The organism is Roseomonas acroporae (assembly GCF_023223525.1).
In the GTDB taxonomy this organism is placed as follows: Bacteria; Pseudomonadota; Alphaproteobacteria; order Acetobacterales; family Acetobacteraceae; genus Roseomonas_E; species Roseomonas_E acroporae.
The window spans coordinates 1-26,432 of sequence record NZ_JALPRX010000120.1 but is presented as its reverse complement, the minus strand read 5'-3'; the positions used below and the strand labels follow the sequence as shown (position 1 = coordinate 26,432).

Genomic DNA, 26,432 nt, shown 5'->3' with positions numbered 1-26,432 from the left:
CTTCCTTTCAGTCCGGAAGCTACGGAAAAACGTTCTTGTGGGGCAGATGAGCGGCGCCTGGGCCGTTGCCGACCCAGCCGCCCCCGGTGTTGCTGTCAATGCTACGCGTGAATTGGTTCTCCCGCATTTCCCGTGCTGCGGGTAGTCGTTCCGGTTCCGAGTGAACGTATGGAGGGGGGCTCACCTCCATCGAAGCTTGGTTCTTGTCGAAGCGCCTCTTGCCCTTGATCCCGGCAGGGCTGCCGGTGCAGCAGATCCTGCCCACCCCGACCGCCTCACCATCGTCGTCACGCCGCTCCAGCCTCAGGCGGCATGCCCGATCTGCGGCATACCATCCCGGCACATCCACAGCCGCTACGATCGGGTGCTGCACGACCTGCCCTGGCAGGGCCGGCCGGTACGGCTGCTTGTCCGCGCCCGGCGTTTCCGCTGCCACCAGCCCGCACACGGCGAGCATGGCGGTGCCGCGCCGCGGCGTCTCGCGCGGCGGCTACAGCGAACCGCAGTCCGGTTGGGACAGCGGTTCGCTGTCGCTCGTTGTTCTCGCCGCGGATTCACGCCGCCGGGCGTGTCCGCCCGTCGGCGATCCGCTCTAGGGCATTCCCAGGCTGAGCGCACGCGCTCAGCGGCTCGGAAGATACGCCGGATCAAAGCTGGCACCGCTTCCGGGACCGAAGTCGCTCCAGCCATTGGCTTCACGCATTTTCAAGCCACCGGCCGGATACGCCCGGCCGGAAAATGCTCCAGACGCGCGTCCGCGCGACACGCATGGCCGGGCGCGAGGCTGAACGCCGTGTGAAAACGGAACGTGATTGCGATTCGTTCGACGGCCGACTAGCCTCGCTTCGCCAAAGAGATCCGATGCGGAGGAAATGATGCGCGGCACGATCACGAGGCGCGCAACGGCCGCGCTCCTGGCGGCGCCCTGGTGCGCCCAGGCGCAGGCCCAGACGGCCTGGCCGACCCGGCCGGTGCGGGTGATCGTGCCATGGGCGCCCGGCGGCGCCGTCGACATCATCGCGCGCCTGATGGCAGGGCACCTCGGTGAGGCGCTGGGCCAGCCATTCCCGGTCGAGAACCGCACGGGCGGCGGCGGCATCATCGGCTTCGGCGAGGCGGCCCGCGCGGCATCCGACGGCTCGGCGCTGCTGGTCCTCGACAACAGCTACGCGATGCTGCCGCACACGACGGAAAGGCTGCCATGGGACGTGGCGAACGCCTTCGTGCCGATCGTGCTCATCGCCTCGGCGCCCTTCATGCTCGTGGTGAACGCCGCCTCGCGCTTCCAGGACCTCCGGCAATTCCTCGCGGCAGCCCGGGAGGCGCCCGAGGCCCTGAGCTTCGGCACCGGCGGCAACGGCAGCTCTCCCCACTTCGTGGCCGAGGCCTTCCAGCAGGCGGCGGATGTCAGGCTGCTGCACGTGCCGTTCCGCGGCGGCGCCGAGGCACTGACGGCCGTGGTCGCGGGGCAGGTGGACTTCTCCATGGCGACGATCCCGGCCGCCCGCGGCCAGCTTGCTGCCGGCCGCCTGCGGGCGCTCGCCATCGCCGCCGCGGCGCGTTCACCGCTCATGCCGGACGTGCCCACCTTCGCCGAGCTGGGTCTGCCTTCCGTCCTCGGCGGCATCTGGGCAGGCTTCGCCATGCCGTCGGGCACGCCAGCGCCGATCGTCGAGCGTGTCGAGACCACCACCCAGGCGGCGCTGCAGGACCCCGAGCTTCGCCGCCGCCTGACCGAGCAGGGCCTGGAGCCGGGCGGGCTGGGCCAGCAGGCATTCGGCGCGCTGCTGCGGTCGGATACCGAACGCTGGGGCCGGGTGGCCGAGAAGGCCGGCTTCGCGCGGCGATAGAGCAGATCCCGACCAGCCTTGTAGGCTGGTCGGGTGAAGCTGCTCGCAGAACAGGGAGCGGGAGCGGATTCCGCGAGCCGAAGCGAACGGAAGCCGTTCCGGCACGCCGCAGCGTCCGCAGGAAAGGGAGAGGACATGACTGGATCAGGTCACACCGTCGCGGCCGGGCCGTCGGCGCCGGAGACGTCTGCGCGCTGGATGTCAGGCATGCCGGTGCGCTACCCGGACCCCGACGTCGTGGTGCTGGATCCGCGTTTCCAGCCGCTGGTGCTCGGCCTCGCGGCGATCGAGCGCATCGCCACCGGCTTCCGCTTCACCGAGGGGCCGGCCTGGTTCGGCGACGGCCGCTACCTGGTGTTCGCCGACGTGCCGAACGACGCGCTGATGCGCTGGGACGAGGTCAACGGCTCGGTCGCCGTGCTACGCAGCCCGGCCGGCAACCCGGACGGCAACACGCGGGACCGGGAAGGCCGGCTGATCACCTGCGAGCTCGGCAGCCGCACGCTCACGCGCACGGAGCATGACGGCACGGTCACGGTGCTCGCCTCGCATTTCGAGGGCACGAGGCTGACCGGGCCGAACGACGTGGTGGTGAAGTCCGACGGCACGATCTGGTTCAGCGACAACGGCGCCGGCATCCGCGGCAACTACCTCGGCGACAAGGCGCCGCAGGAGATGCCGTTCCGCGTCTACCGCCTCGACCCGGCGACCGGCGCGCTGACGGTGGCGATCGACGACATGGCGCGGCCGAACGGGCTGTGCTTCTCGCCCGACGAATCCCGGCTCTACGTGGTGGATACGCCGGTGGCACCGAAGCTTACCCGCGTCTACGACATCGTGGACGGCAAGGCGATGAACGGACGCCTGTTCTTCGACGCGAACCCGGGACATGCGGACGGCCTGCGCTGCGACACCCAGGGCAACGTCTGGTGCGGCTTCTCCGGCGGCCCGGGGCAGGACGGCGTGGCGGTGTTCGCGCCCGACGGCACGCTGATCGGCCGCATCCTGCTGCCCGAGCGCTGCGCCAATGTCTGCTTCGGCGGTCGCAAGCGGAACCGGCTGTTCATGGCGGCGAGCCAGTCCGTCTACGCGCTCTACGTCGAGGCGCAGGGCGTCCCCGGCGGGTAGGTGCCGAAGGCGCTTCAGCATCGGTGAGGCGGCGACGCGCCCGGTGCGGGCGAAGGCGGCTTGCGGTGTCCGGGTCGTCAGGGCACCGCGGCGGTCAATCGCGCATGCGCGAGGGCGAACTCGTCCTGAAAGGGATGCCCCGACGCCATGGCGAGGGTGATACGGGGACTGTCGCAGGTTTGGGGTTCAGGCCGCGATGGCGACTGTCGGGTGCGGGTCGTTGGCGGCTTGGAAGTGCTGCCCGAAGCTGGTGCCGAGCGTGCCGTTGTAGACGGCGCAGCGGACCTGGAGCAGGCGATCGGCCCCGCGCCGGGTCCAGCGCATCTGCTGCGATTTGGCCATCCGGCGGTTCACCAGGAAGTTGGCCGTGCCTTCAGTCAGGGCCGTGCCGACCCGCTGTCCCACCCGATGTCGCTCGGCGTAGTTCACCAGCCAGTCGCTCTGGCCGGTGAGGTAGTCGTCCAGCGTCCGCAAGGCAGTCCACAGCTTGCGCGAGGGTGCCATGGAGCGCCGGCCATCCGCCTTGCCCCGGAAGTGGTAGGTGCTTGAGGAAGTACTCGTGCCCCTTGCCGCTGGCGCCCAGCAGACCTGCTCGGCCGCAACGCAGAGCTGCTCCTGAACATTTCGAGGTGAACGACCGAGTAAACTGCGCTACCGACGGACCGTTCAGCATCCTGTAGGCAGTGGCGGATCCGGCGGTGCCCTCCTGGTGAGGCGACCGGTCTCCGCCGCCATCTCCCCGGAGCGGGGCGTCACGATCATCGTCCCGGGCCTGGCGTCACGGCGTGGCCGGGGCGAACAGGGTCTCCAGATCGGCCTCGGTAACGGCGAGGGCCCTGCCGCCGCCGGTGCCGCTGCCGGCGCCGAGGATGCCGGCGACGATGGCCTGCTTGCGGGCCTTGAGGTCCTCCATCCGGCTCTCGATGGTGCCCTCGGTGACCAGCCGGTGCACGAAGACCGGCTTGTCCTGGCCGATGCGGTGGGCGCGGTCGGTCGCCTGGTCCTCCACCGCCGGGTTCCACCAGGGGTCGTAGTGGATGACGGTGTCGGCCGCGGTCAGGTTCAGCCCCACCCCGCCCGCCTTGAGGCTGAGCAGGAACAGCGGCACCTCGCCCGCCTGGAAGCGACGCACCGGCGTCGCGCGGTCGCGCGTGTCGCCGGTCAGCGTCACATAAGGCTGACGTGCCTTCTCCAGCTCCGCCTCGATCAGCGCCAGCATGGAGGTGAACTGCGAGAACAGCAGCACGCGCCGCCCCTCGCCCAGCAGCGCCGGCAGCATCTCCAGCAGCCGCTCCAGCTTGGCCGAGCGCGCCTTCGCCGCCTTGGCCGTCCTCAGCTTCAGCAGGCGTGGGTCGCAGCAGGCCTGGCGCAGCTTGAGCAGCGCGTCGAGGATGATGATGCCCGAGCGCGCCAGCCCGCGCTCGGCGACCGCCTGCCGCACCTTCGCATGCATGGTCAGCCGGATGCTTTCGTAGACGGCGCGCTGCCCGGCCTCCAGCGCGATCGTCTCGACGATCTCGGTGCGTGGCGGCAGGTCGGCCGCCACCTCGGCCTTGGTCCGGCGCAGCAGGAAGGGCGAGACGCGGCGTGCCAGCATCGCCTGCCGTGCCGTGTCGCCGCCGCGCTCGATCGGCGCCCGCCACTGCCGGCCGAAGCCCTGCCGGTCGCCCAGGAAGCCCGGCATCAGGAAGTCGAACAGCGACCACAGCTCGCCGAGATGGTTCTCCAGCGGCGTGCCGGAGAGACAGAGGCGCTGGCCGCCCCGCAGCGTTCCCGCGAGCTTCGTGGTGCTGGCGCCGGGGTTCTTGATGGTCTGCGCCTCGTCCAGCACCACCACCGACCACTCCCGCGCGGTCAGCGCCGCATGGTCGCGGTTGAGCAGCGGGTAGGTGGTGACGACGAGGTCGTGGCCGTCGATCGCCGCGAACTGCGCGTGCCGCTCCCGCCCGTGCAGCGTCAGCACGCGCAGCCTGGGCGCGAAGCGTGCCGCCTCGGCGCGCCAGTTCGCCACCAGCGAGGTGGGGCAGACCACCAGCGCCGGCCGGTCCAGCCGTCCCGCCGCCTGCTCGATGGCGAGGTGGGCCAGGGTCTGTACCGTCTTGCCCAGCCCCATATCGTCGGCCAGCACGCCGCCGAGCCCGGCCGCGCGCAGGAATTGCAGCCAGTCCACGCCGCGCGCCTGGTAGGGCCGCAGCATGGCGGCGAAGCCCTCGGGCAACACGGCGCGCGGGATGCCGCCGGCCTCGCGGAGCTGCCGCCCGAGGGCGCGCAGGGCCTCGCCGCCTTGCCAGACGAGGCCGGCCTCGGCGCCGGCGGCCTCCAGCAGGGCGAGGTCGGCGGCGCTCGACCGCGGCAGGCGCAGCTTGCCGTCCGAGAGTTCCGGGTCGCGGCCGGCGAACAGCTCCAGCAGCATGGCGACGAAGCCGCGCAGCCGCGCCATCGGCACCGCCAGCAGCCGGCCATCGGGCAGCGGCACCAGCAGGGGGGTGTCGTCGCCCTCCTCCGGCAACTCGGTCAGCCGCGCCGCGTCGGCACCGGCCGTGCGGATCAGGGCGAGCAGGGCCGGCAGCAGGTCCACCCGCTCGCCCTCGACCATCACGCCGAGGCCGAGCTCGAACCAGTCGATCCCGGAGCCCTCGCCGATCTCGGCCGTGAAGCCGCCCGAGGGCGTCACCAGACGCAGCGGGAAGTCCTCGGCCACCTCCACCGTCCAGCCCGCCTCGCGCAGCGCCGGCACCTCGTCCAGCATGAGGTCGATCCAGGCGCCGGGGTCGGGGTCCTGTAGCAGCCAGGCATCGGCCAGCGCGTGCCCGGCGAGCGAATGGAACATCGGGCCGAGGCGGGCGAAGTCCAGCACCTCCAGCCGCGCCATCGCCGCCGCCTCGACGGCGCGGTCGCGCGCGACGCGGTAGAGCCGGCCCTCGTGCAGCAGGGTCGGGGCGGCCGGGGCGGTCAGCGGCAGCAGCACCGGGCCGTAGCGGAAGGAGAGGCGCGCCAGCGGCAGTCGCGTCGGCACCGGCGCCCTGTAGTAGCTGCCGTGCAGCATCGCCTCGTGCGGGTCGAAGGGCAGTTCGCCCGCCAGCAGCAGCAGGTGCGGCGCCGGCGGGCCGGCCAGCGGCTGCGGCGGCGGCAGGTCCGCCAGGGCGGGCAGCGCCACGCCGGGCAGGCGGCGTGCCAGCTCGGCGCCGACCTCGGAAGCCAGCTCGGGCGGCAGGGCCGGGGCGGCCAGCAGGGCGCGGGCGAGGCGCGGCGGCAGGCCGTCCGGCGCGACCGGACCGAGCAGCCCCGCCTGCGGGTCGGCGTACCAGGGCTCGGCGAGGTGCAGCGCGTGCAGCCCTGCCGGCAGGTCGAGTTCCGGCCGCTGGGCGCCATCCTCCAGGACGCGCCAGCGCAGCGGCGCGGCGACCGGCTTGCCCTCGGCGAGCGCCGGCCCGTCATGGCCGCCCCAGCGGGCGCGCCCCGTGGCGAGGACGAGGCGGAGCGTCTCGATGAATTCCTCGCCGCCCTCGGCGGTGCTGCCGAGCAGGGCGAGGCGGCGCACGATGCGGTGGTCGGAGGGGCGCAGGAAGCGCGGCTGCTGCGTGGTATGCAGCAGGTGCCCGGGCAGGTAGTCCCGGGTCTGCGCCGAGAGGCTGCCGTCGCGCCTGGTCTCGACGCTGGCCAGCCGGACGACGAGGCCGCCCGGCCGGGGACCCGGCTGCAGCACGTAGAGGAGGCGGCGGCGGACCGTGGCCGGGTAGGCCTCGGCATCCGCCTCGCCGGCGGCGGCCATGGCATCCAGCCACGCCGTGATGTCCGGCGACACCGCCGGCCGGGCCGGCGCGGGCGGCGGGGCGTTGCCGGGCGTGGCGCGGCCGGCCGGTGACGGCACGGCGTGTGCCGGCCGTTCCCGCTCCTGCCATGCTTGCAGCGCGAACAGGGCGGCGGCGACGTGCTTGCAGTTGAAGCCGACCGGGCAGGTGCAGGTGCCCGTGATCGACACGCCATCCGCGCGCGTGGCGGCGAGGCGGATCGTCTGGCGGTAGGGACGCGCGGTGGTGCCCCGCACGGCGGCGCGGAGCAGCCTGCCGTCGGCCGACAGATCAATCTCCTCCACCATGCCGTCGTGATGATAGTCCTGGCCGGCGCGGTAGCTGTTGGCCGTGAAGGTGCGGCGCAGGTCCGCGTCCGTGATCAGCATGGCGTTTGCCTGGCTGGCCGATCGCGCCAGCCCTGCGTCAGGCCGACGCCGGGGCACGCGGGACGCCGCCGCATGATCGCGGTGTCACGCCATCGACCCCGAGTTCCTGGCGCAGATGGGCGAGCAAGCCGGGCTCCAGGGCGTGGCGTCCTTGCAGGAACTGGCGCAGGGCGGTGAGACCGGCCGCGGTGAAGCAGGCGCGGTAGCCGATCCGCCCTGGGCCGATCTCGACGAGGCCGCGGGCCAGCATGCTCTGCACCGCCGGTGGCAGCTTGGGCTGGCCCTGCCGCGGACCACCCCGCCAGTTGCGCAGGAACAGCCCTTCGGCCAGGCTGGGGTACTGGCCGAAACGCATCCCCAGTTCGCGCCGGAGCAGTTCGCGTTCCTTGGCGGTCAACATCGCCGGCGCCGTGGCCGTGGTAGCCACCTCGTGACGACACGACGGCAGTGGCAGGGGAACGGCTCATGCCGTGGAGGCTATCACGCGCAGGGCAAGCCAGCAGCCCGAGTTGTGATTCCACCATGGCGATCAGCGCGTAGGTGACGGATAGATCTCGTCGATCCCAATGACAATGCCGGGTGGATCGAGGCTGATGGCGCCCGTCGTGACGATCTCCGTCAGCAGGGACGGACCGCTGCGCCGGTGATGGATGACCTGCGGCCGGTCCGCGCGCAGGATCAGGTAGTGCATCACCGAGGGCAGGCGGAAGTAGTCGGCGAGCTTCGCGCCGGTGTCGACCGCGCGGGTCGATGGTGACAGCACCTCGACCACGATGACCGGGTTCGGCGCGGCGACCGCGTCGTCCGGCATGGGCTCGCCACAGTTCACCACCGCATCCGGCTCGTAGTCGGTGTCCTCGCCGATCTCCACCGTGATAAACCACGACGCGGGTGAAATCTGTGGTGGTTTGTGTGTAGGTCAGGACGCCACATCCACCGCAAGGTGTTGACCCCGGGAGATATTTCGGCAAATCAGTAGATTGCGTGCACCCGGTGATCCAATCGGGTGACCCGACGTGCCTCTGCCGATGCCCCGTCCCTTCAAATGCCCCAAGTCTGGCACCTACATGGCCCGCCTCGCCGCTCCCGTCGCGTTGCAGGCGGCGGTCGGCCGCGTGGAACTGCGCCGGTCCCTCAACGCGAAGGACCCGAAGGAGGCCAGGCGACTCCATCCGGCGGCCATGACGGCACGCCAGGCCGAGCCGGACCGGGCACGGTTGCAGGCGAGCGGAGCCGTGGCCTCGGTGCCGGACAACCGGCTGGCGGTCCTGGCCGGCGGCTTCTAGAGCCGATCCAGCCTGACTGTATCAGGCCGGAACGGCTCCAGCCTTTTGATTTTTCGCATTTTCCGAGCCGCTGAGCGAGGACGCTCAGCTTGAAAATGCTCCAACGATACCTTGCCCGCGACGTGGACGCGGCACCCGGCAGCAGGGAGGCGGCCGACCCACCGCCGGGCCAATCCCGCCCCGGCCTGCCTTGCCATTGGGATGCAGGGCGCAGTCCAGAGATGGAATGCTGATCCGCAGGGTCGTGATCGGGCGTATCCTGCGATGGGTGACTCCCGGCGGCCGAGGTGGCGGCCGGACGGGGCGGATGCCGAGCGCGGTGCGCCGGCCCGCGACGCAGGGAAGGGGGAAGCGAGGATGGACAGCCGACTGCATGCCGACGAGGCGATGGGCCCGGCCCAGGTCTCGACCGGACACCTGCCCGCCGACCCGGACGTGGACGCGCTGGTGCTGGAGGCCTGGGAGCGCTACCGGGGCGTGGGCGACGGCAAGGTGGCGGACTACATCCCCGCCCTGGCTCGGGTCTCGCCCGATCTGTTCGGCATCTGCCTGGTCGGGGTGAACGGCGTGGTGCACGCCGCCGGCGAGGTGGACCACCCCTTCTCGATCCAGAGCATCTCGAAGCCCTTCGTCTTCGCACTGGTCTGCCAGGCACTCGGCGGCGGCCGGGCGCGGGAGAGCATCGGCGTCAACGCCACCGGCCTGCCCTTCAACTCGGTCATGGCGATCGAGCTGAACGCCGAGCGCACCATGAACCCGATGGTGAACGCCGGCGCGATCGCGACCACCAGCCTCGCCCCGGGCGCCAACGCCGAGGAACGCTGGCGCTTCATCCGCGAGGGCCTGTCCCGCTTCGCCGGGCGCGAGCTGGCGATGGACACGGCGGTCTACGAATCCGAGGCCGCGACCAACCAGCGCAACCGGGGCATGGCGCGGCTGCTGCAGGCCTATGGCCGCATGTATTCCGATCCCGACGAGGCCACCGACGTCTACACGCGGCAATGCGCGCTGAACGTCACCGCGCGCGACCTCGCCGTGATGGGGGCGACACTCGCCGATGGCGGCGTGAACCCGGTGACGCACGAGCGCGTCGTGGATCCCGACCGCTGCCGCCGGGTACTCGCCGTGATGGCCACGGCCGGGCTCTACGAGCAGTCGGGCGATTGGCTCTACGAAACCGGCCTGCCGGGCAAGAGCGGCGTCTCCGGCGGCCTCGTGACGATCTCGCCCGGCAAGGGCGGGGTCGGTACCTTCTCGGCCCCGCTCGATGCCGCCGGCAACAGCGTGCGCGGCCAGCTCGTCACCCGCTTCCTGTCGGAGCGGCTGGGCCTGAACCTTTTCGCCTCGCAGGCGGCCTGACGGCGGCCGCCGGACGACGCCCGAAACCGCCAGCGGAGGAAACGATTCATGAGTGGTACAGCGGCTGCCGATACACCGGCGCTGGCGGAGGCGCGCGAATCCTGGACGCCGATGATCTGCATCGCGCTCGCCCAGGTGCTGATGTCCTTCAACGTCGCGGCGCTGCCGGTCTCTCTGAGCGGCATGGTGGCGAGCTTCGGCGTGCCGCCGACCACGGTCGCCACCGGCATCGTGATGTACTCGCTGGCGGTGGCGGGCTTCGTCATGCTCGGCGCCAAGCTGGTGCAGCGCTTCGGCGCGACGCGCGTCTTCCGCGCCGTCATCGGCCTGTTCGCGGTGGCGCAGGTGCTGATGGTGATCAGCCCGGTCGCCACCGTGATGCTGGCGGCGCAGCTCCTCGCCGGGCTGGCGGCGGCGGTGATCGTGCCGGCGCTGGTGGCGCTGATCGCCAACCACTACCGCGGGCAGCAGCAGGCGACGGCGGTCGGCGCGCTCGGCTCGGCCCGCGCCGGGGCGGGCGTCGCCGCCTTCCTGATCGGCGGCCTGCTCGGCACCTTCATCGGCTGGCGGCCGGTCTTCGGCATCCTCGTCGTCCTGGCCTTCCTGGTGTTCTTCCTCACCTTCCGGCTGAAGCCGGATCCGGGCCGGCCGGAGGTCCGCATCGACCTGGTCGGCGTGGTGCTGGCCGCCGCCTCGATCATCCTCATCGTCTTCGGCTTCAACAACCTGAACCGCTGGGGCCTCGGCGTCGCGCGGCCGGGCGCGCCCTTCAGCCTGCTCGGCCTCTCGCCCGCCCCGGCGATGATCGTGGTCGGCATCGTCCTGCTGCAATGCTTCATCCTGTGGTCGCGCCGGCAGGCGGCGGCGGGGCGCACGCCGCTGCTCGACCTGCGGGTGATCACCTCGGGCGAGGAGCGGGCCGCGGTCTACGCGATGTTCACCGTCGTCGCGCTGGAGGCGATGCTGAACTTCACCGTGCCGCTCTACATCCAGATCGTGCAGGGGCGCACCCCGATCGAGACGGCGATCGCGATGCTGCCCTTCAACCTCACCGTGTTCTTCACCGCGATGCTGGTGGTGCGCCTCTACAAGACGGTCACGCCGCGCCGCATCGCGCAGGGCGGCTTCGCGCTCTGCATCGTCGGCCTGCTCTGGCTCGCCTGGGTGGTGCGCAACGACTGGACGGCGGTCGCCGTCATGCTCGGGCTGATCGTGTTCGGCATCGGCCAGGGCGCGCTGGTGACGCTGGTGTTCAACGTGCTGGTGACGGCGGCGCCGAAGGAGCTGGCCGGCGATGTCGGCTCGCTGCGCGGCACCACGCAGAACCTCGCCGCCGGCGTCGGCACGGCCGTCGCCGGCGCGCTGCTGGTGGGGCTGCTCAGCGCCGGCATCCTCTACCGCCTCAACGAGAACCCGCTGCTGCCGGCGAACATCCAGGCCGAGGTCGATCTCGACAGCCTCAACTTCGTCAGCAACGACCGGCTGGGCGACATCATGGCGCGCACCTCGGCCGATCCGGCGCAGGTGGCCGAGGCGGTGCGGATCAACGCCGAGGCGCGGTTGCAGGCGCTCAAGATCGGGCTGCTGCTGATGGCCGGCGTCGCGCTGCTCGCCCTGATCCCGGCCAGCCGCCTGCCCGCCTACCGGCCGGGCGAGATCCCGCCCGACCGAGGGGCGGGAGTCGGGGCGGCGGGGAAGGGGGCGTAAGGTGCGCCGCCCGCGCCTGCTGATCCTCTCGCTCGGCGGCACCATCACCATGGTGCCGGCGGCGGCCGGGGCGGGGGGCATCGTGCCCCGCCTCGGCGCGGCGGAGCTGATCGCCGCCGTGCCGGCCCTGTCGGCCGTCGCCGACATCGAGGCCGAGACCCCGTTCCGGCTGCCCAGCCCCTCGCTCACGCCGGAGAACCTCGTCGCGGTGGCGCGGCGGATCGGGGCGGGCTTCGCCGCCGGCTGCGACGGGGCGGTGGTGGTCCAGGGCACCGACACGATCGAGGAATCGGCCTTCCTGCTCGACCTGCTGGTGGGCGGCGACCGGCCGGTGGTGGTGACCGGCGCGATGCGCGGCGCCGACGCACCGGGCGCCGACGGCCCGGCCAACCTGCTCGCCGCGGTGCGGGTGGCCGCCTCGGCCGAGGCGCGCGGGCTCGGCGCGCTGGCGGTGCTGAACTACGACATCCACGCCGCCCGCTTCGTGCAGAAGTCGCACACCACCCTGCCCTCGGCCTTCGCCTCGCCGCTGATGGGCCCGGTCGGCGCGGTGGCGGAAGGCGAGCCGCGCTTCTTCGCCCGCGTGGCGCGGCTGCCGACCCTGCCGGCCGATGCCGGCCCGCCGCGGCCGGTGGCGCTGGTGAAGTGGGCGATGGGCGATGACGGAAGGCTGCTGCGCACCCTGCCGGATCTCGGCTACGAGGGCGCGGTGCTGGAGGGGATGGGCGCCGGCCACGTACCCGCCGAGGCCGCGCCGCTGGTGGGCGAGCTGGCGGCGCGCATCCCGGTGGTGCTGGCCTCGCGCTGCATGACCGGGCCGGTGTTCACGCGCACCTACGCCTATCCCGGCGCCGAGATCGACCTCATCGCGCGCGGCGTGGTGCCGGCGGGCATCCTCTCCGGCCTCAAGGCCAGGCTGCTGCTCGGCTGCGCGCTGCGTGAGGGCAGCGGACGGGACACGGTGGCCGGCGCTTTCCTGCCCTACCGGTAGGCGATGTTCCGGGCCGGCAAGCGTGGTCCATGGGTCGGCGACGGGAAGGGCTTGCGGTAGGATCGAGGTTGCCCCCAACCATCGGGAAGAAACCCGCTTGCCCTTCAAGGCCGACGCCGCTCGCCGGCATCGCGTTCCCGGAGCCGGGCGAGCGCGCCGAGGCGTCCCGCCTGCTGGCCGATCACCGGACCGATGCCGGCCGCGAGAAGGTGCGGATGCCCCGCGACGGCGGGCCGACCGGGCTGCCGGGCGCCTCCGCGCGCGACGAGGAGGCCTCATGACCTTGCCGGCATCGTCGCGGAGCGGGCCGGTGGGCCGCCCGTCACCCGCCTGCCCGAATCCCCGCCCGCATGCCGCGGTGACGCTCCCTCCACCCCCGATCGTCCGAGGAAACGCCATGCCCCAGTACCCCATCCCCGCCGTCTTCATGCGTGGCGGCACCAGCAAGGCCATCATGTTCCATGCCTGCGACCTGCCGGCCGACCGTGCCGAGTGGGACGCCATCTTCACCGCCGCCATGGGCACGCCCGATCCCAACGGCCGGCAGCTCGACGGCATGGGCGGCGGCGTCTCCTCGCTCTCCAAGGTCTGCGTGCTCGCCCCCTCCGCGCGCGAGGATGCCGACATCGACTACACCTTCGGCCAGGTGCTGATCCGCGAGGCGCGGGTCGACTACAAGGGCAATTGCGGCAACATGAGCTCCGCCGTCGGCCCCTTCGCCGTGGAGGAGGGGCTGGTGCGCGCCGACGGCGACAGCGCGACGGTGCGCATCTACAACACCAACACGCGGAAGATCATCCACGCCACCTTCCCGGTGGCGGAGGGCCGGGTGGTGTACGAGGGCGAACTCGCCATCCCCGGCGTCGGCGGCACCGGGGCGCCGATCCGGCTGGACTTCGTGCAGCCGGGCGGCGCGACCACGGGCCGGCTGCTGCCGAGCGGCAAGGTGCTCGACCGGCTGGACGTGCCGGGCTTCGGCACGGTCGAGGCCTCGCTGATCGATGCCGCCAACGCCGCCGTCTTCGTCCGCGCGCGCGACATCGGCCTGACCGGGCTGGAACTGCCGGACCAGATCGAGGCCAATCCCGACATCCTGACGCTGCTCAACGACATCCGCGTGCAGGGCTCGGTGCTGATGGGCATCGCGCCGGACGTGGAGTCGGCGCGGCGGATCAGCACCGTGCCCTATGTCGGCTTCGTCAGCCCGGCCGCCGAAGCGCCGACCCTCTCGGGCGAGGCCATCCGCACCGGCGACATGGACTTCGCGGCGCGGGTGATCTCCAACGGCCAGCCGCATCGCGCCCTGCCGCTCACCGTCTCGCTCTGCACCGCCGTCGCCGCGCGCATCGAAGGCACGGTGGTCGCGGAGATGCTGCCGACCGGGATCGCGGCGGCCGGTCCGCTGCGCATCGGCATGCCCTCCGGCATCCTCACCGTCGGCGCGGATGTCGCGGAGGAAGGCGGGCAGTGGGTGGCGCGCGCCGGCTCCTTCTACCGCACCGCGCGGCGCCTGTTCGACGGCCGTGTCTGGGTGCCCAGGGCCGCCGCCTGACCGCCCTTCGAAGAGAGGCATCCGCGGGGCAAAGCCGGCGCCGAAGCGCAGGCGCCAGCGGCGGATGCTCTCGTGGGTGACGGTGATGTCCCGCTCGGCCAGGAGTTCGCCCGCGCGAGGCCGGCCGGATGCCGGCGGGTGTCACGATCCGTCAAACGAGCACCTCCTATCGGAAAAGCTTCTTGACCCTCTCGCGCATGGTCTGGACTGCCACGTACAGAACGGGAATCACGATCAGGCCGAGCAGCGTTCCCACCAGCAGTCCGCCGAACAGCGTCATCCCGATCGACCGCCGGCTCGCCGCGCCCGCTCCCGAGACCGACAGCATCACGGCGACGGGGACGCTCCAGCCCTCGTACTGGGCGACGAGGAACATGTAGGTGAAGATGATGCCCGCCAGGACGATCAGCAGGGTCTCGGCACCTGCCTCGCGCTCCTGCAGGGCAAGGCCGGTCCATTCGAAGCCGAAGCCCTCCGGCAGCGTGTCGTGCGCCAGGGCCGCCATGCGCGCTAGAGCCGATCCAGCCTGACTGTATCAGGCCGGAACGGCTCTAGCCTTTTGATTTTTCGCATTTTCCGAGCCGCTGAGCGAGGACGCTCAGCTTGAAAATGCTCTAGCCGTAGAGCTGCCCGCCCGGGATCCCGCTGATCCCGGCGATCCGGCCCGGCGCCAGCCACAGCAGGGACGCCGAGGCGCCGATCAGCACGCCGCCGGCGGCGGCGACGGGCTGAAGCCCGTCATCGGTGATCCCCTTCCCCGCCGGTCAGGCCGCGAGTTCCGGCCTGGCCAGCCACTCGCGCCCGCGCAGCATCGCCTTCCAATACATCCAGGGCAGCATCCGCTCCTTGAGCAGCCAGGCGAGGCGGCTCGGGCGGCGGCCGTCGATCAGCCAGGCGGGGAAGCTCGGCAGGAGCCTGCCGCCGAAGCCGAACTCGGCCAGCACGATCTTCCCCCGCTCGACGGTCAGCGGGCAGGAGCCGTAGCCGTCGTAGATCGCGTCGCCTCCCTGCACCGCGCCCATGTCGCGCAGCAGGTTGTGGGCGACGATTGGCGCCTGCTTGCGCGCGGCCGCGGCCGTCTTGGCGTTCGGCGCGTTGCAGGCGTCGCCCAGGCCGTAGATGCCGGGGTAGCGCCTGTGGCGCAGCGTCGCCTGGTCCACGTCCATCCAGCCCGCCCCGTCCGCCAGCGGCGAGACGCGCAGGAAGTCCGGCGCGACCTGCGGGGGCACGACATGGATCATGTCGAAGCGCCGCTCCACCGTCTCCGTCGCGCCGCCGGGGCCGATGCGGGTGAACCACGCGGTGCGGGCCGGGCCGTCGATGCGCGTCAGCGTCTCCTGGAAGTGCAGGTTGATGCCGTAGCGCCGCACGTACTCCATCAGCGCCGGGACGTAGTCCTTCACGCCGAACAGCACCGCGCCGGCGTTGCAGAACCGGATGTCCACGTCCTTCAGCACGCCGGCCGCGCGCCAGTGGTCGGCCGCCAGGTACATCGCCTTCTGCGGCGCGCCGGCGCACTTGATGGGCATGGGCGGCTGGGTGAAGACCGCCGTGCCGCGCTTCAGGCCCTGCACCAGCTCCCACGTGTAGGGCGCCAGGTCGTAGCGGTAGTTGGAGGTGACGCCGTTGCGGCCGAGCGTTTCCGCCAGCCCCTCGATCCCGCCCCAGTCGAGCTTGAGCCCCGGCGCGACGACGAGCTTCCCGTAGGTGACGACGCGGCAGCCATCGAGGATGATGGCGTCGTTCTCCGGCTCGAAGGCGGCGACCGCGGCCCTGATCCACGTCACCCCGGGCGGGATGAGGGAGGCCATGGTCTTCGCCGTCCGACGCGGGTCGAAGACGCCGCCGCCCACCATCGTCCAGCCGGGCTGGTAGTAGTGGATGTCGGCCGGATCGACGATGGCGATGTCGAGGTCGGGCTTGCGCGCCCTCAGGCTCGAGGCGACGGCGATGCCCGCGGCGCCGCCGCCGACCACCACCACCTCGTGCCGGATCCCGCCGCCGCCGGTCGGCGTGCGGCCGCCATTGGCGATGCGGCGCGCCACCGCCGCCATGTCGTGGCCGGCCGCCTTCGCGGCGGCGACGATCTCCGGCAGCGGCCGGCCGCGCGCGGCCTCGGCGAGCGACCAGAGCGTCGCGGAGCGCGTGCCGGTGCGGCAGTAGGCCAGCACCGGCTTCGGCAGGCGGTCGAGCAGCCGCGCGAAGGCCTCCGCCTCCGCATCGGTGACCTTGCCGGAGGCGACCGGCAGGTAGGCGGCCTCGAGCCCGGCGAGGGACGCCGCCCGCGCCACCTCCCCGAAGCCCGGCTGGTCGGCGCCCTCGCCATCCGGCCGGTTGCAGAGGATCGCACGGAAGCCGGCGGCGGCGAGCGCGGCGACCTCCTCCGGCAGGATCTGCGGCGCGACCGAGACGGTCGGCGTCAGGGACTTCACCTCCATGGCACCCGCCTCCCTTTCAGAACGCATCCAGCGGGACCTTGAGGAAGCGCCTGCCGTCCCCGGCCGGCTTCGGCAGTCGGCCGGCATGCATGTTCACCTGGATCGAGGGGATGATCAGGCGCGGCATGGCGAGCGTCGCGTCGCGCGCGGTGCGCATCGCGACGAACGCCTCCTCCGTCATGCCGTCGCGGACATGGATGTTCCCCGTCCGCTCGGCGGCGACCGTCGTCTCCCAGCGTATCTCGCGGCCGTTCGGGCCGTAGTCGTGGCACATGAAGAGCCGCGTCCCGCCCGGCAGCTCCAGCACGCGGCGGATCGAGCGGAACAGCACGCGGGCGTCGCCGCCCGGGAAGTCGGCGCGCGCCGTGCCGCCATCCGGCATGAACAGCGTGTCGCCGACGAAGGCGGCGTCGCCCATCACATGCGTCGTGCAGGCGGGCGTATGGCCCGGCGTGTGCAGGGCGACGCAGCGCATCCCGCCCACCATGTAGGTGTCGCCGTCCTTGAAGAGGCGGTCGAACTCGCTGCCGTCGCGGCGCCACTCGGTGCCCTCGTTGAACACCTTGCCGAAGGTCTCCTGCACGACGGTGATGCGTTCGCCGATGCCGATCCTCCCGCCGAGCCGCGCCTGGATGTAGGGGGCGGCCGAGAGGTGGTCGGCATGCACGTGCGTCTCGATCAGCCACTCCACCGTCAGGCCATGGCCCTGCACGTAGGCGATGATCGTATCGGCGGAGCGGGTGGCGATGCGGCCGGCGGCGTAGTCCAGGTCGAGCACGCCGTCCACGACGGCGCAGGCGGAGGAGCCGGGATCCTTCACCACGTAGCTGATGGTGTTGGTGTCCGGATCGAAGAAGGGCGTGACCTCGGGCTTGATCGAGAGGTCGGTGCCGGCGGCGATGTGGGACATCCTGGTTGGCCTCCTCCTGCGGTGCACGGCTGTCAGGCGTGGCCGACCGAGCGCCAGACGATGTAGGCGGCCACGGCGAAGACGATGGCGGCGAAGATGCGGTTGAGCGTGTTGCGGTCGGCGGCGAGCCGGCAGGCGGCGCGCATGCCGAGCGCGCCGCCGGCGATGCCGCCGGCGATGAACTCCGCCGCGATGCCCCAGTCCACCAGGCCCGAGGCGGCGTAATTGAGCGCCGTCGCCAGCCCGAAGGCGCCGACCGCGAGGAGCGAGGTGCCGACGGCGTGGATCATCGGCATGCCGGTGGCGAGGATCAGGCCGGGCACGATCAGGAAGCCGCCACCGATCCCGAAGAAGCCGGAGAGCAGCCCGACGCCGAGGCCGACGCCGCCGATCCGCAGCACCATGGGCGCGGTCAGCGCAATCGGCCCGGCCTGACCGCCGCCGCGCCGCGGGCGCAGCATGGCGATCCCGATCACCACCATCATCGCGGCGAAGAGCAGCACCAGGCGCTGCCCGTCCACCGCCTTGCCCAGAGTCGAGCCCAGGAGCGCGCCGAGCACGCCGGCGACCGAGAAGATGCCGGCCACGTTCCAGCGGACGTTGCCGGCCCTGGCATGGCCGGCGAAGTTGACGAGGGCATTCGCCGAGACGGCGAGCGCCCCGGTGCCGAGCGCCACGTGCGGCGACAGGCCGACGGCGTAGAGCAGCAGCGGCGTCGCGACGACGGAGCCGCCGCCGCCGATCAGCCCGAGCACGAAGCCGACGAGGCCGCCCGAGCCGAGCGCCAGGATCGTCTGCGTCATCCTCTCCTCCCCCCGCCCGGCGGCACGTCCCAGCCGGCGATGGCGAAGATCCCCGCCTCGCCACCCGGCTGGGGCCGGGCGGGCCGCGTCGGGGCGGCAGCGGGCGGGGGTGCCGATGGCGCGGGGCGGGACGGCGGCGCGGCTTCGGGCGCGCCGGCCGGGAGTGCGGCGCGGAGGGCTTCCAGCACGCCGGCGACGCGCGCATCGGCGAGGCTGTAGACGATCGACTTCGACTCGCGCCGCGTGGCGACGAGCCCCGCCTCGCGCAGCGCGGCGAGCTGCTGCGACAGGTTGGGCTGCCTGAGGCCGAGCTCGCTCTCGAAGCCCGCGACGGCGAGCTCGCCCTCGAGCAGGCGGCAGAGGATGCGCAGGCGCATGGGATGCGCCAGCGCGCGGAGGAATTCCGCCGCCTGGTCGGGGTCGCAGCCGGGCGCGCTCATCGCCGCGTGCCCGATTGCGGCTGGTAGTACCAGGCGGGAGCGCCGCCTGCCTTGCGGTCCGCGGCCTCCTGCACGGTGAGCGGCGGGGGCAGCACGCTCTCCTCGCCCGGCTGCCAATCGGCCGGGGTGGAGGCGCCCGAGGCGTCGCTCTCCTGCAGCGCGGCGAGGGTGCGCAGCAGCTCCTCGACGCTGCGGCCGGTGGTCATCGGGTAGTAGGCGAGCATCCGGATCGTGCCCGCGGGGTCGATCAGGAAGCTGCCGCGCACGGTCGCCGTGCTGGCGTCGCCCGGGTGGATCATCCCGTAGGCGCGGGCCATCGCCATGGAGATGTCCTCGGCGATCGGGAAGGGGATGGCGACACCGAACCCGGCCTCGATGGAGCGGACCCAGGCGAGGTGGGCGAAGAGGCTGTCCACGGAGAGGCCGAGCAGCTCGCAGCCGAGCGCCCGGAAGCGGTCGTGCGCGCGGGCGAAGGCGATGAACTCGCTGGTGCAGACCGGGGTGAAGTCGGCGGGGTGGGAGAAGAGCAGCAGCCAGCGGCCGCGGTAGTCGGCCAGGCTCCGCTCGCCCATGGTGGTGCGGACGCGGAAGGGAATGGCGGGCTCGCCGAGGCGGGGCATCCGAAGAGCGGCCTCGAACGCGGCCGGTGCCGCGTCGCCGGTGGGTGGGGCCTGGGATGTGCCGGGCGTGAAGGTCATGCGTCCTCGTCCTCGCTCAACGATATATACTTATCGATATCTTATATTGTCAATCGAGAGCCGATTGCGCTTCGCGCCCCGGGGGCATGGCATCGGGGGCGGACGGGGCATTGATGCGGCAAGCCTGCGGGCGTTGCCGTGATGGGCCGGCTCACGGCCGAACAGGGAGGTGATCGCGCGATGTCGGTGCGAGGTCGTCGAGGCGGACCGCGGGCGCCATACAAGGCCCAGGACCGGGTCGTGCATGACGGCTTCCTCGTGCATCGGGGCGACATCACGGACCGGGTTTCGACCGACGCGGTCGCGGGCCCGCCCGATGACTCGGGGACCGTCCGTCACCTGGGGGTGCCGTACTGCTGGGCGAAACGGTGTCGATCACGTCGTGCGACCACGGCATGATCGTCGGTGAAGGTGTCGTCGGCGAGCCAGGCGCGCGGGTCGAACCCGTTCGGCCTAGGGTTTGTCGGGATTCATCGTGAGTGGATGACGGCGGCGGCGAGATGGATCATGGCGGCGAAGCTGCGGTCGGTCTTGTCGCTGCGCATGGCGATGCGCTTGAACTCCTTGATCTTGGCGAAGAAGCTCTCGATGAGATGCCGCCGCTTGTACCTCTCCTTGTCGATGGCGAGGGGCTTGGTGCGGCGGGGATGCTGGGAGATGACGACCTCGTGCCCGCCTCGGTCCGCCGCCTCGGCCGCGACGACATCGCCTATGTCGACCTGGCCGAGGAGCGCGTCACCTCGCCCGTCCTCATGAGCTTCCGGGCCGAGGACCGCTCGCCCCGCCTCGCCGTCCTGCGGGGCATCGCCGACGCGCTGCGCGCCGCGCCGCCCGGGCCACCCCTGCCGACCGCCTGATCCCCCGACCGCCGCCCGCGCTGGGCAGGGCGGCGGCATACCCGCCGGGGCGCATGGGCTCGCCCGCGTCGGCAACGCCGTCGCCGGGGCGGCCGCCTCTGCCCGGCCGGCGCCTCAGCGCGTCCCCTGCGCCTGCTTCACGAACTCGGCCAGCTCCCGGTTGAAGCGCGCCGGCTCCTCCCAGAACGGCGAGTGCCCGCTCTCGGCATAGAGCGAAAGCCGCGCCCCCGGCACCGTCGCGGCGGTGAAGCGCGCGAGCGCCGGGGTGAGGACCCGGTCCTTCTCGCCATGCGTCACCAGCACCGGCAGCCGCAGCGCCTTCAGCACGGCCACGTAGTCGGCGGGCCGCCCCGCCAGCCCCGACCGCACATGGTGCGGCGCCAGCATGTTGAAGGCGAGCATGGTCTGGAAGTCCGCCGCCTCGGGCTGGGTGGCGAAGCACTCGCGCAGGAACCGCGCCGTCCCCTCGATGAACCCATCCAGGGCCGGCGCCAGCATCGCCTGCGGCCCGAGCAGCGCCGCGGCGGGCCCGAGGAAGGCGGGATCCCCGAGCGTGCTGCTCGCATCGACGTAGTTGATCCCCGCCAGCGCCTCCGCGCCGTGCGCGGTGAGGTAGTCGCCGATCAGCCGCCCCGCATAGGACCAGCCCACCAGCACCGGCCGCCGCAGCCCCAGCCCGTCGATCACGCCCCGCACGTCGTCGGCCCAGACCCGGCCCGGCTTGTAGAACGCATCCCCCTCCGGCTTGGCGCTCATCCCGTGGCCGCGCAGGTCGATCGCGACCATGCGGAACGCGCGCGCCAATTCCGGGTCCTGCAATTGCCGGTCCCAGGAAAGCGCGGCCTGCGCGTAGCCGTGCAGGAACAGGATCGCCGGCCCCTGCGGGTTGCCGAACTCGTAGGTCGCGAGGCGGACGCCGTCGGGCGAGGTGACGAAGCGCGGCACGTAGGCCGCCCGCTGCGCCGGCGCGGCGGCTTGCTGCGCGCGGGCCGGCGCCGCCGGCGCCATGGAAAGCAGCCCGAGTCCGACGACCGCCGCCCCCATCGCCTGCCGCCGGCCTGCCGGATACTGGTTCATTCCCGTCTCCCCTGGTCGCATTCCGTTCGTGTCTTCGGTCGCGTCGCGGTTGCCGCCGAGGCATGCTGCGCCATGTTCCAGGCTGGCACCAAAGCCGGACCCATGGAAGCGGGCGCGGCGACGAACGAGGCGGCGTGTCCTGCCCGGCCGCGCCCCCTGTACACCATCCACCCCGCAGGCACCCTCCCGCCCCGACGATGCGCCCCGCAACCGCGCATCCCCCGCCGCCCCGCCGCCTCCCGCCGCCACGCCCGCGCCCCGCCCAAGGATCGCCACCCGAGGTTCGCCGGCCCGACAACGCCCCGTCGGCGGGCCACGCCGGCGGCTTGCGCCGCCTGCCCCCCGGCCGCCCTACCCCCCGCCGATCAGCACCCCCGCCGCCAGCACCAGCGCCCCGCCCAGCACCACCTTCGCCGCCGCCGCGGGCGGCGGCGTCGCCAAGAACCGCCCCAGGGTCCAGGCGATCAGCCCCCCCGCCACCCCCCCCACCCGCGCCCCGCCAAGAACCACGTCCGGCGCGGCCGTTAGGGGCGGCGTCTCCATGAACCGCCACTGGATCCAGGCGATCAGCCCCAGCTCCACCACCACCACCGTCGCCGAGACCGCCACCGCCAGCCGGAAATCGCCGATCAGGAAGGGCAGGGTGTGCCCGACCCCGCCCGCCATCGTCATCAGCCCGCAGACCAGCCCGCGCAGCAGCGGCGCCCCGCGCCCGGAAAGCCGCCCGTCATCGGCCAGCGCCTCGGCGAAGCCCATGCTGATGCCCGCCCCCACGCTCGCCGCCATCCCCACCAGGAAGGCATCCCAGGGCCGCCCGGTCGCGAAGGCCGCCGCGAAGACCGGCGCCAGCGTGGAGACGGAGCCGTCCATCAGCCCCACCAGCCCCGGCTGCACCACCTGCAGCACGAAGCGCCGCCGTTCCGCCTCGTCCTCCCGCGCCAGCGCCGCCGCCGGCAGGGCCTCGGCCGCCAGTTCCCGCCCGATCCGCTCGTGCTGCCGCTCCGCCGCCGCCAGGTCGCCCAGCAGCTTGCGCGTCCCCGCCTCCGTGCTGCGCGGGATCGCCTCCTGGTAGAAGCGCGCCGAGGCCGCCTCCATCCGCGCCACCTGCTCGCGCACCGCCGCGATGCCCCGCCGCATCACCGAGGCCGCCTCGGGCGGCACCGGCGCCCCGCGCACATGCCGCCGCGCGATGTAGGGGATGTGCTCCCCGAAGCGTCGCCGGTACTGCTCGATCAGCGCCCGCCGATGCCCGTCCTCCTGCGCCGCCATCGCCGCGAACACCGTCGCCGTGTCCGGATACCGCTCCCGCAGCCCGGCCGCGAAGTCGGCGTAGATCCGGCTGTCCTCCTCCTCGCTGGAGATGGCCAGCGCCAGCACGTCCCGCTCGTCGCAATCGCTGAAATCCCGCATGCGCCGAGGCTACGGCATCGCCACCCGCCTGTCCGCCCTGATCTCTATGAAAAACGCGTAAAATCAATGACTTGAACGCAATTGCGACGCATTGCCCACTCACCCGGGAAACCGCCCCCGACAACCCCGCCCGACACGCCTCGGCACCACCGTCCCACCGCCCCGGCCACGCCCCGCGCGCGCCCGCGGGAACGCCCCCGGCAGGCCGGGCCGCCCGCCGCCCCGCCATGCCACCGCCGCGCTGTCAATCCCCGCCGCGCCGGCCTATCTAACCCCCACCATGGACCAGCTCCCGCCCGACGCCGCCATCCTCGAAGCCGCCGCCGGCGCGCTCCCGTCCTCCCCCGCCGCCCGCCGCCGCACCTTCGCGATCATCTCGCACCCGGACGCCGGCAAGACCACGCTGACGGAGAAGCTGCTGCTGTTCGGCGGCGCCATCCAGCTCGCCGGCCAGGTGCGCGCCAAGGGCGACCGCCGCCGCACGCGCTCGGACTGGATGAAGATCGAGCAGGACCGCGGCATCTCCGTCGCGACCAGCGTCATGACCTTCGAGCACGAGGGCCTCGTCTACAACCTGCTCGACACGCCGGGCCACGAGGACTTCTCCGAGGACACCTACCGCACCCTCACCGCCGTCGACGCCGCCGTCATGGTCATCGACGCGGCGAAGGGCATCGAGGCGCAGACCCGCAAGCTGTTCGAGGTCTGCCGCCTGCGCGACATCCCCATCATCACCTTCATCAACAAGATGGACCGCGAGGGCCGCGACCCCTTCGAGCTGCTCGACGAGATCGAGAAGACCCTGGCGCTGGACGTCTGCCCCGTCACCTGGCCCGTCGGCATGGGCCGCGACTTCCGCGGCACCTACGACCTGCTCAACAACCGCCTCCTGCTCATCGAGGGCGAGACCGTCCGCGAGGTCCCCCTGACCTCCCTCGACGACCCCGCCCTGGACGCCGCCATCCCCCCCGAACGCGCCACGGCGCTGCGCGAGGAAGCCCTCCTCGTCGAGGCCGGCTTCCCCGCCTTCGACCTGGAGGCGTTCCGCACCGGCCACCTCACCCCCGTCTATGTCGGCTCGGCGCTGCGCAATTTCGGCGTCCTCCAGCTCCTGCGCGGCCTCGGCCGCTACGCCCCCGCCCCCGGCCCCCGCGCCGCCGAGGGCCGCACCGTGACCCCCGAGGAGCCCGCCCTCACCGGCTTCGTCTTCAAGATCCAGGCGAACATGGACCCCAACCACCGGGACCGCGTCGCCTTCCTCCGCATCTGCTCCGGCCGCCTCCAGAAAGGGATGCGCCTGAAGCAGGTCCGCACCGGCAAGCAGGTCCCGGTCAACGCGCCGCTCTTCTTCTTCGCCCAGGACCGCCAGGTGGCGGAGGAGGCCTTCCCCGGCGACGTCGTCGGCATCGCCAACCACGGCATCCTGCGCATCGGCGACACGCTGACCGAGGGCGAGGACCTCGCCTTCCGCGGCGTCCCCTCCTTCGCCCCCGAGATCCTCCGCCGCGTCCGCATCGAGGACGCCATGGCCGCGAAGAAGCTCAAGCGCGCCCTGGAACAGCTCGCCGACGAAGGCGTCGTCCAGCTCTTCCGCCCGCTCGACGGCACACCCTGGGTGGTCGGCGTCGTCGGCTCCCTCCAGCTCGACGTGCTGGGCTCCCGCCTCAAGGCCGAATACGGCGTCCCCACCGCCTTCGACGCGACGCCCTGGAACACCGTCCGCTGGGTCACTTCGGACGACCCGGCGGCCTTGGAGCGATTCCGGCGGGAGGCCTCCCACGACAGCGCCGAGGACCACGACAACGCGCTGGTGGCGTTCTTCGCGTCGGACTGGCGGCGGCGGCGGGCGGAGGAAGAACACCCGGGGCTGAAATTCCACGAGGTGCGGGAGCAGCACGCGCTTTCGCTTTAGCGGCAGGCACCCGTCATCGGGGCTCTGCCCCGAACCCCACCAGGAGGCGAAGCCCTCCTGGACCTCCCTTTCATTTGCGCCGGCGCGATGTCGTGGGTGTCGCTACGATAGTATCTTTAGTTCATTGCAACTTCTGTCAAATATTGGAAAACCTCGGCGAGGTTGCTTTGTGGCACTGAAGCTCAAGCAAGATCAGCATCGGAAGCTTCTATCAAAGTTATATCTCTCGGATTTAGCAGTGAAAGCTTTTGCCCTTCTCGACTTAAATCACCAAGTACTCGGACCCAACGTTTTTCCTTGGCGGCGTCATATATTTTCAGCCGGTCACCCTCCTGAAATTGCACTCGCACCTTACGTACAACACCTCCAATCGCCGTTTCGAGCACGGCTGAACCGTCAAATCTCTCGGGCGCTTCGTCAATGCGAGCAACCAACCCTTCAATACTAACGTTAGGCTCGTCCTCCTGCCGAGCAAGCATTTTTGCGGCCTCGACTAATACCGCAGCATCTTCCCTCATTAGCTTGATCTCTACCGGCGCCTCTTCTGGTTGCACAGGGCTCCACCCGATAGAAATATCGACGCCTTCTCCGTCACGCGCAAGTTTTGCGAGAGATTGACACAAGTTAGAACTGACCCCGTCTTTATAGGCATTGACAAGAGGCGCAACACCATCAACAACAGATTTTTGGATTGCTGTCTGAGTTGCTTTGAGTGCTGATGCGAGAGCTTTGGTGACGCGCCGGCCAAAAGTCGCTTCACCCAAGTCCAATGATGGCAATTGATCCGGCGTAAAATCCCAAGGGCTTAGTATCGTTAGTACAAAGCCGCCTCGTTGAGTTTGACCAAGACGAACATTGTCGAGATATGAACTAACCTCTTCAAACCTTTATCAGCAAAGCCTCCTCGTCGTTTACAAGCCAAGCATTATCATCTGAATCAAGTACCAAAATAATTAAATAATGCGGAGCCGTGCAATGAGGGTCGCGAAGGTCATCGTAATTCTTGACTGGCAAATCAAATGATATCATATCGTTACTGAAGCAGTCTATTGAAGTTGCCTTAAGTTGGAAATCGATGGATATTTTTCTACCCAGGATCGGTCTGATTGTAACATCAATGCTTTGTTTATCGATATCACACTTGCTAATTTGACATCCCGCGCGGGCTGCCACAGCAGTCACGTAGGCAATTGAAAGACGCTCTTTAATGTCGTTCGGATGCGTCGTAATGGGCATGAACACCATATCCTGCGCACATGTACCTGTTGCGAATTTGCATCTTACTTTCAGAAAATTGTCAAGCACGGCCGGTTCATTTTGCAGAATAACGCGCTGCGGCAGTCCAAACGAGTTCCTGCCGTGTTCTTGTGATACATCTTCTTGCGCGTTAGTTCCCTGTTTCCACTGAATCACTGACTGCATACTCTCGCAACCCACTCCTGAGTACGGCTTCCTCTGCTCCCTTTACCAAGAGGGAGTTCCCTAGCCCAGGCCGCCTGTCGCGGCGTCATGCGCGCGGCCCTAAACCCCGCTACCGCCCCCACCCCCCCGAGCAGTTCCGTACCCTTCTCCCCTTCGCCGACGGCATCCAGCGCCTTCCCCGTTGCTTTCACCTTGTTCTGTGAGCCGCCCTACCGTCCCCCCCGCCACGCCGCGCATACGAAAAGCCCCGCGCGGCACCAGCCACGCGGGGCGAACCCGAACCCGAACCATCCCCCACCCGAACCCCCCAAACAAACGGGGGTCTCGAAGGGGGCTTCACCCCTTCGCGGGGTCCGGGGCAGAGCCCCTATCAAGCGACATCCGGAACTGGACGGTTTCGCCACGGAGAACT

The 26,432-nt window shown here is 71.1% G+C and carries 23 protein-coding genes and 1 pseudogene; 9 read left to right on the top strand and 15 right to left on the bottom strand.

Annotated elements, in window-relative coordinates; translation table 11 throughout:
* The first annotated feature begins 160 nt into the window (after window positions 1-160).
* From M0638_RS29285 to M0638_RS23735, 3 genes are all read left to right on the top strand, one after another.
* The gene (locus M0638_RS29285; RefSeq protein WP_408903665.1) at window positions 161-799 is read left to right on the top strand and encodes a transposase family protein; all 639 of its coding nucleotides are present in this window, start codon (window positions 161-163) and stop codon (window positions 797-799) included.
* Window positions 800-875: 76 nt separating this feature from the next.
* Entirely contained in the window at window positions 876-1,850 is a 975-nt protein-coding gene (locus tag M0638_RS23740) for a Bug family tripartite tricarboxylate transporter substrate binding protein (protein WP_248669439.1), read from the top strand.
* A gap of 207 nt (window positions 1,851-2,057) precedes the next feature.
* Window positions 2,058-2,978 carry an SMP-30/gluconolactonase/LRE family protein gene (locus M0638_RS23735; protein ID WP_248669438.1) on the top strand — a complete coding sequence of 307 codons (921 nt, stop codon included), beginning with the start codon at window positions 2,058-2,060 and terminating at the stop codon, window positions 2,976-2,978.
* Window positions 2,979-3,164: 186 nt separating this feature from the next.
* On the opposite strand, the gene M0638_RS23730 is transcribed toward M0638_RS23735, so the two are convergent.
* The 4 genes from M0638_RS23730 to M0638_RS23715 form a co-directional block, all read right to left on the bottom strand.
* Window positions 3,165-3,482, bottom strand: coding sequence for a hypothetical protein (locus tag M0638_RS23730; protein WP_248669437.1), 318 nt, complete (start codon window positions 3,480-3,482; stop codon window positions 3,165-3,167).
* A gap of 274 nt (window positions 3,483-3,756) precedes the next feature.
* Window positions 3,757-7,158, bottom strand: a complete 3,402-nt coding sequence (locus M0638_RS23725; protein WP_248669436.1) for a DEAD/DEAH box helicase — start codon at window positions 7,156-7,158, stop codon at window positions 3,757-3,759.
* Window positions 7,159-7,195: 37 nt separating this feature from the next.
* The gene (locus M0638_RS23720; protein WP_248669435.1) at window positions 7,196-7,558 is read right to left on the bottom strand and encodes a hypothetical protein; all 363 of its coding nucleotides are present in this window, start codon (window positions 7,556-7,558) and stop codon (window positions 7,196-7,198) included.
* A 129-nt stretch (window positions 7,559-7,687) separates the two neighbouring features.
* Window positions 7,688-8,029, bottom strand: a complete 342-nt coding sequence (locus tag M0638_RS23715) for a Uma2 family endonuclease (RefSeq protein WP_248669434.1) — start codon at window positions 8,027-8,029, stop codon at window positions 7,688-7,690.
* Window positions 8,030-8,186: 157 nt separating this feature from the next.
* Here M0638_RS23715 and M0638_RS23710 point away from each other — a divergent pair, with 157 nt between their 5' ends.
* From M0638_RS23710 to M0638_RS23690, 5 genes are all read left to right on the top strand, one after another.
* Window positions 8,187-8,444 (top strand): DUF6538 domain-containing protein, encoded by a 258-nt coding sequence (locus M0638_RS23710; RefSeq protein WP_248669433.1) that lies wholly within the window; start codon window positions 8,187-8,189, stop codon window positions 8,442-8,444.
* A gap of 357 nt (window positions 8,445-8,801) precedes the next feature.
* Window positions 8,802-9,803: a glutaminase A gene (gene glsA / locus M0638_RS23705; RefSeq protein ID WP_248669432.1), complete on the top strand. Its 1,002-nt coding sequence runs from the start codon at window positions 8,802-8,804 to the stop codon at window positions 9,801-9,803.
* 48 nt (window positions 9,804-9,851) lie between these two features.
* On the top strand, window positions 9,852-11,510 hold the full coding sequence (locus tag M0638_RS23700) for an MFS transporter (RefSeq protein WP_248669431.1): 1,659 nt from the start codon (window positions 9,852-9,854) through the stop codon (window positions 11,508-11,510).
* Window position 11,511: 1 nt separating this feature from the next.
* Window positions 11,512-12,501 carry an asparaginase gene (locus M0638_RS23695; protein ID WP_248669430.1) on the top strand — a complete coding sequence of 330 codons (990 nt, stop codon included), beginning with the start codon at window positions 11,512-11,514 and terminating at the stop codon, window positions 12,499-12,501.
* A gap of 397 nt (window positions 12,502-12,898) precedes the next feature.
* Window positions 12,899-14,053, top strand: coding sequence for a 2-methylaconitate cis-trans isomerase PrpF family protein (locus M0638_RS23690; protein WP_248669429.1), 1,155 nt, complete (start codon window positions 12,899-12,901; stop codon window positions 14,051-14,053).
* Between the two features lie 166 nt (window positions 14,054-14,219).
* Here M0638_RS23690 and M0638_RS23685 read toward each other — a convergent pair.
* From M0638_RS23685 to M0638_RS23645, 9 genes and pseudogenes are all read right to left on the bottom strand, one after another.
* Window positions 14,220-14,567, bottom strand: a pseudogene (locus M0638_RS23685) (efflux RND transporter permease subunit); the annotation flags it as partial.
* A 250-nt stretch (window positions 14,568-14,817) separates the two neighbouring features.
* The gene (locus M0638_RS23680) at window positions 14,818-16,491 is read right to left on the bottom strand and encodes a bifunctional protein tyrosine phosphatase family protein/NAD(P)/FAD-dependent oxidoreductase (RefSeq protein ID WP_248669427.1); all 1,674 of its coding nucleotides are present in this window, start codon (window positions 16,489-16,491) and stop codon (window positions 14,818-14,820) included.
* A 16-nt stretch (window positions 16,492-16,507) separates the two neighbouring features.
* Window positions 16,508-17,401, bottom strand: a complete 894-nt coding sequence (locus M0638_RS23675; protein ID WP_248669426.1) for an MBL fold metallo-hydrolase — start codon at window positions 17,399-17,401, stop codon at window positions 16,508-16,510.
* A 32-nt stretch (window positions 17,402-17,433) separates the two neighbouring features.
* Window positions 17,434-18,204 (bottom strand): sulfite exporter TauE/SafE family protein, encoded by a 771-nt coding sequence (locus M0638_RS23670; RefSeq protein ID WP_248669425.1) that lies wholly within the window; start codon window positions 18,202-18,204, stop codon window positions 17,434-17,436.
* A complete protein-coding gene (locus tag M0638_RS23665; protein WP_248669424.1) occupies window positions 18,201-18,644 on the bottom strand; it encodes an ArsR/SmtB family transcription factor in 444 nt (147 codons plus the stop codon). The genes M0638_RS23670 and M0638_RS23665 overlap by 4 nt, the downstream gene beginning before the upstream one ends.
* Window positions 18,641-19,342 carry a peroxiredoxin gene (locus M0638_RS23660; protein WP_408903664.1) on the bottom strand — a complete coding sequence of 234 codons (702 nt, stop codon included), beginning with the start codon at window positions 19,340-19,342 and terminating at the stop codon, window positions 18,641-18,643. The genes M0638_RS23665 and M0638_RS23660 overlap by 4 nt, the downstream gene beginning before the upstream one ends.
* A 470-nt stretch (window positions 19,343-19,812) precedes the next feature.
* Window positions 19,813-20,238: a transposase gene (locus M0638_RS29280; RefSeq protein WP_248669423.1), complete on the bottom strand. Its 426-nt coding sequence runs from the start codon at window positions 20,236-20,238 to the stop codon at window positions 19,813-19,815.
* A gap of 75 nt (window positions 20,239-20,313) precedes the next feature.
* On the bottom strand, window positions 20,314-21,276 hold the full coding sequence (locus tag M0638_RS23650; protein ID WP_248669422.1) for an alpha/beta fold hydrolase: 963 nt from the start codon (window positions 21,274-21,276) through the stop codon (window positions 20,314-20,316).
* A gap of 351 nt (window positions 21,277-21,627) precedes the next feature.
* On the bottom strand, window positions 21,628-22,686 hold the full coding sequence (locus tag M0638_RS23645; RefSeq protein WP_248669421.1) for a ferritin family protein: 1,059 nt from the start codon (window positions 22,684-22,686) through the stop codon (window positions 21,628-21,630).
* 280 nt (window positions 22,687-22,966) lie between these two features.
* On the opposite strand from M0638_RS23645, the gene M0638_RS23640 reads away from it, so the two are divergent.
* Entirely contained in the window at window positions 22,967-24,598 is a 1,632-nt protein-coding gene (locus M0638_RS23640; protein ID WP_248669420.1) for a peptide chain release factor 3, read from the top strand.
* 182 nt (window positions 24,599-24,780) lie between these two features.
* Here M0638_RS23640 and M0638_RS23635 read toward each other — a convergent pair whose 3' ends face one another.
* Both M0638_RS23635 and M0638_RS23630 read right to left on the bottom strand, forming a co-directional pair.
* Window positions 24,781-25,362 carry a hypothetical protein gene (locus tag M0638_RS23635; protein WP_248669419.1) on the bottom strand — a complete coding sequence of 194 codons (582 nt, stop codon included), beginning with the start codon at window positions 25,360-25,362 and terminating at the stop codon, window positions 24,781-24,783.
* A 115-nt stretch (window positions 25,363-25,477) separates the two neighbouring features.
* The gene (locus M0638_RS23630; protein ID WP_248669418.1) at window positions 25,478-26,020 is read right to left on the bottom strand and encodes a DUF4365 domain-containing protein; all 543 of its coding nucleotides are present in this window, start codon (window positions 26,018-26,020) and stop codon (window positions 25,478-25,480) included.
* Window positions 26,021-26,432: the final 412 nt, after the last annotated feature.

Coding starts and splice junctions, on each gene's coding strand:
- M0638_RS23690 (WP_248669429.1), top strand. CDS start 12,899: ATGCCCCAGTACCCCATCCCCGCCGTCTTCATGCGTGGCGGCACCAGC.
- M0638_RS23710 (WP_248669433.1), top strand. CDS start 8,187: ATGCCCCGTCCCTTCAAATGCCCCAAGTCTGGCACCTACATGGCCCGC.
- M0638_RS23665 (WP_248669424.1), bottom strand. CDS start 18,644: ATGAGCGCGCCCGGCTGCGACCCCGACCAGGCGGCGGAATTCCTCCGC.
- M0638_RS23720 (WP_248669435.1), bottom strand. CDS start 7,558: ATGTTGACCGCCAAGGAACGCGAACTGCTCCGGCGCGAACTGGGGATG.
- M0638_RS23725 (WP_248669436.1), bottom strand. CDS start 7,158: ATGCTGATCACGGACGCGGACCTGCGCCGCACCTTCACGGCCAACAGC.
- M0638_RS23700 (WP_248669431.1), top strand. CDS start 9,852: ATGAGTGGTACAGCGGCTGCCGATACACCGGCGCTGGCGGAGGCGCGC.
- M0638_RS23650 (WP_248669422.1), bottom strand. CDS start 21,276: ATGAACCAGTATCCGGCAGGCCGGCGGCAGGCGATGGGGGCGGCGGTC.
- M0638_RS23680 (WP_248669427.1), bottom strand. CDS start 16,491: ATGGAGGTGAAGTCCCTGACGCCGACCGTCTCGGTCGCGCCGCAGATC.
- M0638_RS23630 (WP_248669418.1), bottom strand. CDS start 26,020: ATGCAGTCAGTGATTCAGTGGAAACAGGGAACTAACGCGCAAGAAGAT.
- M0638_RS23670 (WP_248669425.1), bottom strand. CDS start 18,204: ATGACGCAGACGATCCTGGCGCTCGGCTCGGGCGGCCTCGTCGGCTTC.
- glsA (WP_248669432.1), top strand. CDS start 8,802: ATGGACAGCCGACTGCATGCCGACGAGGCGATGGGCCCGGCCCAGGTC.
- M0638_RS23730 (WP_248669437.1), bottom strand. CDS start 3,482: ATGGCACCCTCGCGCAAGCTGTGGACTGCCTTGCGGACGCTGGACGAC.
- M0638_RS29280 (WP_248669423.1), bottom strand. CDS start 20,238: ATGCCGCCGCCCTGCCCAGCGCGGGCGGCGGTCGGGGGATCAGGCGGT.
- M0638_RS23640 (WP_248669420.1), top strand. CDS start 22,967: ATGGACCAGCTCCCGCCCGACGCCGCCATCCTCGAAGCCGCCGCCGGC.
- M0638_RS23645 (WP_248669421.1), bottom strand. CDS start 22,686: ATGCGGGATTTCAGCGATTGCGACGAGCGGGACGTGCTGGCGCTGGCC.
- M0638_RS23735 (WP_248669438.1), top strand. CDS start 2,058: ATGCCGGTGCGCTACCCGGACCCCGACGTCGTGGTGCTGGATCCGCGT.
- M0638_RS23675 (WP_248669426.1), bottom strand. CDS start 17,401: ATGTCCCACATCGCCGCCGGCACCGACCTCTCGATCAAGCCCGAGGTC.
- M0638_RS23740 (WP_248669439.1), top strand. CDS start 876: ATGCGCGGCACGATCACGAGGCGCGCAACGGCCGCGCTCCTGGCGGCG.
- M0638_RS23660 (WP_408903664.1), bottom strand. CDS start 19,342: ATGACCTTCACGCCCGGCACATCCCAGGCCCCACCCACCGGCGACGCG.